Genomic DNA, 10,958 nt, shown 5'->3' on the forward strand with positions numbered 1-10,958 from the left:
GCGATGCCCTTGCGGCTGCCACCCGTTGACGGCCTTTGGGAGATCGAAGGATCAGGCAGGGAGATCAGGCCGAGGAGAATCGACCAGCCGGGAACTTGCCCTGGAACTGATGTCAGCCGGCAGCCCGGTCGGCCGCGGTTCGGATGGCTTCTATATTGGCCCGGTAGGCTTCGACGCTGCCGCCCTTGAAGATGGCGGCGCCCGCCACCAGCACATCGGCGCCGGCTGATGTGACCAGGGGGGCGGTTTCCGGCGACACGCCGCCGTCGATCTCGATGCGAATCGGCCGGTTGCCGATCAGCGCTTTCACCCGCTTGACCTTGTCGACCATGGCCGGGATGAAGGCCTGGCCGCCAAAGCCCGGATTGACGGTCATGATCAGGATCAGGTCGAGCCGCTCGAGCACATATTCGATCGCACTTTCCGGCGTCGCCGGATTAAGCGATACGCCGGCCTTCTTGCCGAGACCCTTGATGGTCTGAAGCGAGCGGTCGAGATGCGGTCCGGCCTCGGCATGCACGGTCATGCCGTCGCAGCCGGCATCGGCAAAGGCGGCCAGATAAGGATCGGCCGGCGCAATCATCAGATGGCAGTCGAAGAAGGCCTTGGTGCGGTTGCGGATGGCCTTGATCACCGGCGGGCCGAAGGTGATGTTGGGCACGAAATGCCCGTCCATCACGTCGAGATGGATCCAGTCGGCGCCGGCCGCCGTCACCGCCTCGACCTCGTCGCCGAGCTTCGAGAAATCCGACGCCAGCACCGATGGCGCGATCAGGGTCTTCCTGCTCATGATGCGGCCCCTTTGGGCGCCCTGTTTGCGGGCGCGATCCAAACGTCTGCCTAGACCATGATCCCGAAAAGGGAAAGTCGGTATTTGTTGTGCTAGGAGCGGCCCGGCTGATGCCTTACCTGCTCGGCCTCGCTTCCGGTTATGGCCCAATTGGCGAAAACAGAAAGGAGAGCTCAGACGGGAAAGACCGTCTCTTCCATGCTGACGTCGCTGGACGGCTTTATCGAGGGACCGTCGGGCGACAGCGGCTTGCTGGCGTCCGAGGAAGATTGCACCGGCATTTCAACGACGAGATGCGGCGGACCCCGATCGCGCTGACGAAAAAAACCCGCCGAATCGCTCCGGCGGGGTTCTGAATTTTGACTCGTGTCAGATCCTATGGCTTGAAGTTGGCCGCCGGATCCCTTTGCGGCTGTACCTGCGTCTGCGGCGTGCGCTTCGGTATGAACTGCTGAATGACACCTGGATTGAGCAACAGGGTCGGGTCGAGCGACGGCTGCTGCCGGATGGCTCTGCAGTTCGGGAACCGACCAACGGTGCCTTCGGGGCAGTGCCGCCTGATGATCGGCACGCACTGGCCGCCGACCATCTGCGAGCCCGGGGCGCAGTCTCCCACCTGCGGCCTCGGCTTGCGGCATGCGCCGTCGATCACCTGGGTGCCGCGCGGGCAAACACACTCGCCGCGCTTGTTGTGCACCTGGCCGCGTATGTCGCACTGTTCCAGCACAGGCTTCTTCTGCCGGCAGGCATTGCCTTGCACCTCGGTACCCCGCGGGCAGACACAATTGCCATTGGCGTCGTGGACCTGGCCGCGGATCGAGCACTGCTCGGGCTTCGGCCGGATCGGCCGGCAGACCTTGCCCCTGACTTCTGTGCCGTCCGGGCAGACGCAATCGCCATTGGCGTTTTGGATCTGACCACGGATCGAGCATTGTTCAGGCTTTGGCCGGATCGGCCGGCAGGCTCCATTGCGCACCTCTGTCCCACGCGGGCAGACACAATCGCCATCGGCGTCATGAACCTGGCCGCGTATGCCGCACTGCTCGGGCTTCTGCTTGTCGCGCACGCAGGCATTTGCCTGTCGGTCGAGATGCGTACCTTCCGGGCAGTAGCAGCCATTGCCGTCCGACGTCGGGACCGAACCGGGGATGGTGCAGCCAGGCTTGTCGGTCTTGACGCAAGCGCCGTTCTCAAGCTCGGTTCCGCGCGGGCAGACACAGCGTCCATCCTCGGTGCGGATCTGGCCCTTGAGCAGCACGCAGGGCCTCGGATCCTTCGGCTGGATGATGACGCCGCCGTCGGGCGAGCACTGGCCGTTGCGGAACGTCGTGCCTTCCGGACACACGCACCGGCCGGCATCGTTCATGACGAAGCCTGGCGAGCATTCCTTCTTCACCTCGCGCTTGATGGTGAACGGATGGCAGGCATAGGCCTTGCCGCGATCGCCCTGGACGTTGGTCAGGTCGCCGGGCAGTACGTCGCCGCCGCCTTGCACCCTGGTGTCGGGAGACAAGACGCCGACGCAGTTCTGGCCGCTGACGTTGCCCCGCAGATTGACCAGGGGAGCGTCGGGAAGGACCACGGTGACCTTGTGCACATGGCTTTCCCCGGCGCCGAGCGTCAGGTTGGCAATGCAGGTCAACGGCAAGGTCGTCGGTTCGGGCGAGCAGCCAAAGGGCGGTTCGATCGAGGTGATCGCGACGCCTTGCAGCCGCCCCAGCCCGTCCACCCCGATCGCATCGCCGATGCGGACCGGACCGGAGAAGGCGGTCTGGCCATCATTGGTGATGGTGATCTCGAACGAGCAGGGTTGCCCCGGCTGGCACTCGGCATCGCCGGTCTTCTTGACGCTAATGGTGGACGTGCCGCCGCCCTTGGCGCAGGCATGGCCGATCGGGTAGACGACGTCGTCTCCAGGGGCCGGGCCGTATGAGCCGCGTGCGCAGTTCTCGAACGCGCCATTGGCCAAGACCGTCACGTCGAAGTGCCTGGAGGTTCCGGGCGTCATCGCGGCGCCGGGTATCTGGCATGACAGCGCATTGGCCGGAACCGCTCCGCAGGCCCATTCCGCACCGTCGGGTGTGACGGTCTGGATCTGGACCGGCGCGCCACCCGATATCAGCGTGGCAGCATCGTTGACCCGCACCGGACCGGTGGGGGCAGAGGTGCCAAGGCTGATGACGGTGATGCGGCAGGAAACCACCGCCGCACCGGCGAGCGAGCCATTGCAGACCTTGGTGATGCGTATGGTCGGCTTGCCGCCATTGGGATGACGGAAGCGTTCCTTGGCGCAGGCCTTGTTGTTGGTGAGGTCGACCTCACCGGGGACGGGCTTCAGCGCCGCGCAGTTCTCGACCGAATCCGACTGGTAGCCGGCCGGCATGACCGCCTTGACGACGATCGGCGTCGAGGCGCCCGGCATCAGCACGATGCCTGCATTGTCGCAGCGGAACTGGCCGGGACCGTTCGGTCCGCATGTCCAGGGCGGAGACGGGCCGAAGGTCGAAGAGGCCGGCGCGCCGCCCGGGTAATTGTCGATAACCGTCAGCGGCCCATTATAGGGGACGCTGCCATTGTTGATGATGTCGATCACGAAGTAGCAGATGCCGTCGGGCGTGCAGACTGGGATGCGGGCACGCTTCTTCAGGATCAGGTCGACCTTCTTGTCGACCGGGGGCCGGCAATCGCGGTCGCGGTCGCCACGCCGGCAGATCGGGATCGAGGCACAGCCGCGATCGTTCTGCTGGCTGCCGAACAGCGGCTTGCCGCTGGCGCCGTAGTTATAGGTGGCGCAGTTGCGCAGCGCGCTGCCTTGCCAACCACCCGCCGGCTTGAAGCCGAGCTTGAGGTTGATGGAGGCCCCCGGATTGAGCGTGGTCACCGGATAGGTGCACGTCATCGGGGTCACGCCGGGCATGCATACCCAGGGCGGATTGGGCCCTGAATCCAGAGTCGAGCCGGCCGGCAGCGTCACCTCGTCGAGCACGATCTTGCCGTGATACGGCCCGTCGCCGACATTGGTGACCTTGATGGTGAAGTCGCAGCCGCCGCTCATCGTGCAACGCGTCACGTCGGCGCGTTTCTCGACCTTGAGGTCCGGTTCCTTGTCCTTGGGCGGACATCTCAAGTCACGCGGGATGACGATGTCGATGGTCTGCGTGCAGCATAGTCCCCAGCCCTCCTTCGGGCCGGCATAGGTCTCGATGCCGGTGACGATGAGGTGGATGACGTCGCCGGGCGACGCACCGACGATCTTCCAGTTCAGCACACCGCCGCCCGCCGGCACCAATTGCGTGTCGGGGATGATGGTGATGCCTGGGGTCGTCGTCGATACCTGCACCCATTTGCCGCCCATCTCCGGGCCGACAGGCATGTGGTAGATGAACGCGCCGCCGCCTTGCATGCAATCGACCGTGCCGCGCTCCACCTTGAAACATTCCCGGTCGGGAGGCGGAGGCCGCTTGTCACAATTGGTGAGGTCGATCTTGATCGAGGTCTTGGCCCCGGTCTTGTAGTCGCCGTCGTCGGGCTTGCCCGGATCCTGCGACGGGATGATGGCCCCCGTGCCGACGCCCGGCGTCACCTTGATCATGCCCTGGTTGTCGACGATGGTCGGCGAAGGAAACGCCGCATGGTCGATCTTGGCGGTGATCTTGAAATTGATGACGCGTTCATTGCCAGCCCCAGCGCCGTCGAGATCGGTGGTGGAAATCCGGAAATCGGAAACCGTTGCCGTATCGTTCGGATTAGCCGAGGTGCTGATTGTCGCACCCGGCAGCGGTCCGCCAGACGCATCCGTGCCGTCGCCGGACACGTTGACGTTGACGATCGCAAGACCGTGCGGAAGCTGATCCTTGAAGTCGAGTTGGAGTTTCTTCAGCCTGGCCGAAAAGCTTGGGTCGGCAAAGCCTTGCGAGTCGCCGCGCAGGCCAAAGCTCAGAGAGTAGACGACGTAGTCGCAGCTCCTCTGTGTGCCTGTTTTGGTGAAGAACGGCACGATCCGTTCCGGCCTCGGATTGACGATTTTTGAATTGTCGAGGTCGAGCCGCAGTTCCGGAGTGATCGGGACTGCATCTTCGGCGTGGCTTGCCACAGGGGTGAACATGGCGACCGCGATACCGGCCGCCATCAGCCAGCGCGCGCCGCGCCTGGCATATGACAGGGGTTTCATGATGGTCTCCATGACGGTTGGCTGCTTGCCGGTGGATTGACTGCTCTTCGCGGTCGGGGAAAGTGCGAGATTTTTCATCTTTCCCTCCTCAACGTTCGCAGCTGACGGCTGGGGTTCTGAGCGGCAGAGTCATCTTGCAGCAAGGGTAGTAGCCACCCTTGTCCTTGTCGGACTGCCTGTAGAAGCAAAGTCCAACATCGACTCTGTCGCCCGGAGAATGGCCGGTGATGTCGACCGTGTAAGGCTTGCCGGGAGCATGCGACTGGGGTGATGTCACCCCGACGCCTGGTGTCATGGACTGGACTTTGATCGAATCGCCGCCAAAGCCGGCATGGTCATGGAGATAGAGGTCGGCCTGGAGGCCGCGAGGCGTGCAGTAGAACTGAACATCCTCGACATCGATGCACGGAGGCAGATCGCCGGGCGGTGGGAAGCCCGGCGGATAGAACGGCGGCAGATAACCGCCTGGGATCTCTTCATAATAGCCGGCACGGCCGTCGCAGGGGTGCCAGACCTCGACGTCGCCGACATGGCCTTCCACTTCTGGGTCTTCGAAATAGCCGTCGAAGTCGACGAACCACGAGCCGAAAGGCGGCACGTTGGCCGGCTTGACCAACGGCGTCGGCGTGATCTGCACGCCGTGCACGGCAAGCGGCCCGCCGGCGGCGAGTTGGTCGGCAAGTGTCGGGTTGTCGCGCAGCTTGTCGCCGGTGTTGACCAGCGTGTCGGTGCACACGCCGGTGTCGAGATTGCCGTCGGCGTCATAGCCATATTGCAGGTCGAGCCCACCGGCCGACTGCCGGTTGCCTTGCGGGAAGCCGACCGCATATTCCTGCGGCTCTTCCACCCAGACCGATTCCGTCGCCGGATCGTCCGGGTTTTCGCGCCAGTAGCGGATGACCTCGCCCTTGCCGGAATCGGCGAACTGGCTGTAATCGTAGCGATTCTCGACCGGGCCGCGCTGCGCCAGATACATGAAACCCTGGTTGTCGAAGGCGATGTCGGTGACGGCGTAGTCCTTGTCGGCCTTGACCGTCAGCTCCCAGCGCGGATCACCGGCAAAGCTGCCATCGCGGGCAATGCCAACCGACCAGATCTCGGCCTTTTCGCCGACCGAATAATAGAGCCGGCCGCCATGATAGGCGACGGACCAGACGCGGCGTTCGTCCTGCGTGTAGCCCCATGTGTCGGGGTCTTCCGAGTCGAAGGCAGCACCCTGTATGTCCATCACCGCACCGTCATCGGCGACGGGAGCCAGCCCATGCGCCGGCCGCCCGGCAACGCCGTGATCGAATGTGTCGATCAGCGTGCCGTTGGCGTCGAGGCGGTGGATGAGGCCGGTGTCGAGATCGCTGGCGAAGAACTCGCGGTGATTGCTGTCGAAGCTGATGTCGCCGATGCCGGAACCGCTGTTGGTGTCAATGTCGGCGAATTTGGAGACCGCGCCGGTGATGCCGTCGATCTTCCAGATCGTGCCCGGACCGCCACCGCTTTCGGTGCCGAACTGGCCGTCCATGAAGACGGCGCCTGCGGTTCCGCGGCGCTGTCGCTCGGGCCGACCGTCGGCATCTTCGTCCGGGGTGACGATACGGATGCCGTGCAGCGAGGTCGCGCCGGCATAGAGGTTGGGGACGCCCGTGGGAACGCCGTCGCGCACACCGTCATCATAGGTAATGGCGAACACCTGGCCGATCTGTTCGGCCGTCACCTCGAAAGGCGGCGGCGTGTAGACGAGCTGGCCGGAAGCCGGTCCGCCGAGCGCCGAAACGTCGAAGACGCGCAAGGTGGCGCGCGTCGTGTCGATGAAGGTTTCGTCGACCGGGTCGACGCCGGGCGGCAGCCCCCCCCTTTCGGAATCGGCAGAGTCGAAATTGGGAATGACGGTGCCGGAAAATCCGGTGACCGCCATCGAGCCGGGATAGATGATCTGGGTTTCCTGCGCTTGGGCGGCTGTGTCCAACCAGAGCGTGGCGCTCAGCGCCAGGGCAAGCAAACCGCCGGCCAGATGGAGCGAACGGCGCAAACCGCCGCTTGGAGACGACATGGACGCGCCGCGATCGCAGGACATAAAACTCCCCCCGAAGTTTTCGGGAGGAACATCCGGTCCGGCCGCGCGAAACAGGGCAAGGCGCGGCGTTCCGGCACGTTCGTCCCTGATCGAATTGTCTGCTTTCCTCATCTTCACGATACGCCTGCTCCTGCGCAGGGTCAACGGAATCAGCCGAAAGCCCAGCGCATCGACTCCATCCCGAAGGCGGTGGTCGCGCTGAGCTTGCGTTGGTCCCGGAGACCGTGGAGCCTCTGGGGTCCTGGTCATGGGGGCATCCTTTCCGGCCCGCACCATGCGGCGCCTGGTCGTCAGTCGCAGGCTGAAGCGGAAAGGTTCATGCAAAACGGCGGCCGGGTCTGTCCGCCATTTCACATAGGCGCGGCCAATTCCTTGTGTCAACTCAAGGTGGAAAACAGTCTTGGCGCGCGAAAGACCGGCCGGCTTACTTACCGTCAGTGCCGGCTTCTGCTAGCGTCTTCCCAACCCTGGGGGGTATCATGACACGCAGGCACTTCGTTCTCTTGCTGGCGGCGCTTTTTCCATGTGCGTTGCCGGTCCATCAATCCGTAGCCAAGACCTTGGTCTACTGCACCGAGGTTAGCCCCGATACGTTCGATCCCGCACTCGCCTCCGGATCCCGCGACGCCTCGGCCACCGCTCTCTATAACCGCATGGTCGAGTTCGAGCCCGGCACCACCAAGGTGCGCCCCGGCCTTGCCGAAAGCTGGGAGATTTCCGACGATGGCCTCACCTACACATTCCACCTGCGGCAGGGCGTGAAATTCCACATCGTCGAGGGCTTTACGCCTAGTCGCGACTTCAATGCCGATGACGTGCTGTTCACCTTCGACCGGCAGGCCAACGCGCAGAACCCGTTCAACAATTACGCCAAACGCCAGTACATTTACTTCGACGGCATCGGCATGCCGGATCTTGTCGCCGGTTGGCGCAAGCTTGACGACCATACTGTGGTGATGACGCTGAAGGCGCCGCATTCGCCGATGCTTGCCGACCTGGCGATGGATTTCGCTTCGGTCGTTTCCAAGGAATATGCCGACAAGCTCGTCGCAGAGAAGCGGCTTCTCGACTTGGCGCTGAAGCCGGTCGGGACGGGTCCGTTCCAGCTTGTCGACTACCAGCAGGATGCAGTCATCCGCTACAAGGCCAATCCGGACTACTGGCGCGGCAAGCCGAAGATCGACGATCTCGTCTTCGCGATTGCCACCGATGCCAGCATTCGCATGGAAAAGCTGCGCGCCGGCGAATGCGATCTCATGCCCTATCCAAATCCGGCCGACCTGGACGCGATCAAGGCGACGCCCGGTATCAAGGTCATGCGGCAGGAGGGCCTCAACACAGGATACCTCGCCTTCAACACCTTGCAGAAGCCCTTCGACGATCCAAGGGTGAGGAAGGCGATCGCCATGGCCATCGACACCCAGGCGCTGGTCGACGTCGTGTTCCGCGGCACCGGTGAAGTCGCACGCAATCCGCTGCCGCCGACCTCCTGGGCCTATGACAAGACGAGCCCCGATCATGTCTTCGACCCCGCTGCCGCCAGGCGGGGGCTCGCCGATGCCGGCGTAAAAGACCTGCACATGAAGATCTGGGCGATGCCGGTGCAGCGTCCGTATAACCCGAATGCGCAGCGTATGGCCGAAATGATCCAGTCCGACCTGGCAAAGATCGGTGTCACCGTGGAAGTCGTGACGTATGAGTGGACTGAATACCTTGCCCGCTCGAAGTCACGCGACCGCGATGGCGCCATGCTGTTCGGCTTCACCGGCGACAATGGCGACCCCGACAACTTCCTGTCGGTGCCGCTTGGCTGTGCCGGCGTCGGCACCACCAATCGTGCCAACTGGTGTTTTCCGGCCTTCGACGATCTGCTCAAGCAGGCAGCCGGGATCGTCGATCCCGCTGCCCGCGCAAAACTCTATTCGCAGGCGCAAACGATCTTCAGGGAGCAGATGCCGTGGGTCGCTATCGCCCACTCCGTGGTCTCGATGCCGATGCGCGAACAGGTGACGGGCTATGTCATGGACCCCTTTGATCACCATGATTTCTCGGGCGTCGATATCAAGGAATAGCGTTCGGTGTCTGCCGCAGATCTCGATGTCTATGTAGAGAGCCTGCGCAATTTCCGACTGGTGCGGAGCTATAGCATCGCGCAGTTACTGCCTTACCTGGAACAGGCTGGATTGAAAGTGCGCCTGCTCGACCGGCCGGCCGGCCGAGATCGGGCGCCGGTGGCCTTTCTGCATGTCGACCTGACAATCGTGCCGCCAACGTACCGCGGTCTCGGCCACCTCTACGACCGCACCATCAATGGCCGCGCGCTGTCCATCCACAGGCACCTCTATTCGACACTGAAGCTGGAAGCAGGCGACAGCCACGAGGGGCCGGTTGTCGTCAAGACGGTCCTCAACTCCAGGGGCCGACCAGAGCAGCGCTGGTGGCAGCATCGCAACGGCCTGACCAGGAGCGCGCATGCCATCCGCAAGCTCTTCGAACCCGGCTACAAGGACCGCCTGTGCCCGCCCTATAAGGTCTACCAGACGATCGGCGAGGTTCCGCGGGATGTATGGCGCAACAATCGCCTGATGGTGGAAAAGTTCGCTTTCGATACGCTCGACCTGCCCATCGTCAAGCACCGCTACATGTTCCTGCTCGGTGCCGAGGTCAACATGCGGCAGGTCTACGACGATGTGTTGTGCGCCGGCTCAAAAATCCTGAGCAATGAGGTGGGCGGCGCCGTGCCGCCGGAAGTGCTGGCGGTGCGGCAGCGGCTCAACCTGGACTTCGGCGCCATCGACTATTTCATTGTCGATGGCAAAGGCGTTGTCGTCGATGCCAACAAGACCGTCGGCTCAAATCCGGAATGGCTGAAGAAAAACCGCTTTCGCCGGGAGTTCAACGATCGCATGGCCGAGGCGCTGATCGCCTTTGTCCGCGGCTGAGCCGTTCACCCGATCCAGTCGCCCTTGCCCAGCACCGACACCGCTTCGACGATACGGTTGAAGCTGGCGCGGGCCCGGCCGACCGTGTGCCTGGCCCGGAGATAGCCGTGCACCAGTCCCGGCTCCTCGAACCAGGCGGCATGGCCGCCGGCAGCGAGGACGCGGTCGCGATAGGCCTCGCCGTCCGACGACAGCGGGTCGCATTGCGCGGTGATCAGCACTGTCGGTGGCAGGCCGATGAAATCTGCGTCGGCCAGTGGATACAAAGTGATGTCGCCGGTCCCATCGAGGCCGCCGGTGCGGATATCCCTGTAGAAGTCGAGATCGCGCACCGTCAGCATCGGCGCTTCCGCATGCGTCAAATAGGAGCCTTGCGAACGGTCGCCGCCGAGGCCGGGATAGATCAGCACCTGGCCGATCGACTTTTTGGCATGGCTGCGCGTCGCGTGGGCGAGAGCCGCGCAGAGATTGCCGCCGGCGCTGTCGCCGCAGAGCAAAATAGGGCAGTCGTAGTTTGAGGCCGCCCATTCAAAGGCATGCAGCGCATCGTCGAAGGCGGCCGGGTGCAGATGCTCCGGCGCCAGCCGGTAGTCGATGGAGACCACTTCGAAGCCGGTCCGGGCGCACAGCTCGGCGCAGACATCGTCATGGCTGTCCAGCCCACCGAGGATGAAGCCGCCGCCATGGATGTAAAGCACCATCGCGGCCCGGTTGGGTGAGGCAGAGCGATAGATGCGGATCGGGATGTCGTGGCCGGCAATGATTGTCGTTTCCGCCGTCACGCCATCGGGATAGCCGGCAAAAAACTCGCGGCACATCCTGTCATAGATCGCACGCTGCTGGGCGATGGTGTAGTCGATCGTGTCGGGAGGATAGTAGGAGTTGGTCTTCTCGATGAAGGCCCAGGTTTCCGCGTCGATGAGGGTTTTGTAGTCGGTCATGCAGCTCCTTTACCTCCCCCTTGATGGGGGAGGTCGCCGCGAAGCG

6 protein-coding genes are annotated in these 10,958 nt (G+C 63.5%); 2 read left to right on the forward strand and 4 right to left on the reverse strand.

Annotated features, from left to right (window positions below):
- Positions 1-112: 112 nt before the first annotated feature.
- The 3 genes from rpe to NLY43_RS16095 form a co-directional block, all read right to left on the reverse strand.
- Positions 113-790: a ribulose-phosphate 3-epimerase gene (gene rpe, locus NLY43_RS16085; RefSeq protein WP_023711288.1), complete on the reverse strand. Its 678-nt coding sequence runs from the start codon at positions 788-790 to the stop codon at positions 113-115.
- Positions 791-1,166: 376 nt separating this feature from the next.
- Complete coding sequence (locus NLY43_RS16090; RefSeq protein ID WP_023711289.1) at positions 1,167-5,039, reverse strand: DUF7929 domain-containing protein; 3,873 nt, start codon at positions 5,037-5,039, stop codon at positions 1,167-1,169.
- A 10-nt stretch (positions 5,040-5,049) separates the two neighbouring features.
- On the reverse strand, positions 5,050-7,305 hold the full coding sequence (locus NLY43_RS16095; RefSeq protein ID WP_031199268.1) for a hypothetical protein: 2,256 nt from the start codon (positions 7,303-7,305) through the stop codon (positions 5,050-5,052).
- Between the two features lie 203 nt (positions 7,306-7,508).
- Between NLY43_RS16095 and NLY43_RS16100 the strand changes: the two genes are divergently transcribed.
- Together NLY43_RS16100 and NLY43_RS16105 are read left to right on the forward strand one after the other, a co-directional pair.
- A complete protein-coding gene (locus NLY43_RS16100) occupies positions 7,509-9,101 on the forward strand; it encodes an ABC transporter substrate-binding protein (RefSeq protein WP_023711291.1) in 1,593 nt (530 codons plus the stop codon).
- A gap of 6 nt (positions 9,102-9,107) precedes the next feature.
- Positions 9,108-9,971 (forward strand): hypothetical protein, encoded by an 864-nt coding sequence (locus tag NLY43_RS16105; protein ID WP_023713427.1) that lies wholly within the window; start codon positions 9,108-9,110, stop codon positions 9,969-9,971.
- A gap of 5 nt (positions 9,972-9,976) precedes the next feature.
- Here NLY43_RS16105 and NLY43_RS16110 read toward each other — a convergent pair whose 3' ends face one another.
- Positions 9,977-10,912: an alpha/beta hydrolase gene (locus tag NLY43_RS16110; RefSeq protein ID WP_023711293.1), complete on the reverse strand. Its 936-nt coding sequence runs from the start codon at positions 10,910-10,912 to the stop codon at positions 9,977-9,979.
- Positions 10,913-10,958: the final 46 nt, after the last annotated feature.

Origin of the sequence: Mesorhizobium sp. C416B, assembly GCF_030323165.1 — a bacterium.
Taxonomy (GTDB): domain Bacteria; phylum Pseudomonadota; class Alphaproteobacteria; order Rhizobiales; family Rhizobiaceae; genus Mesorhizobium.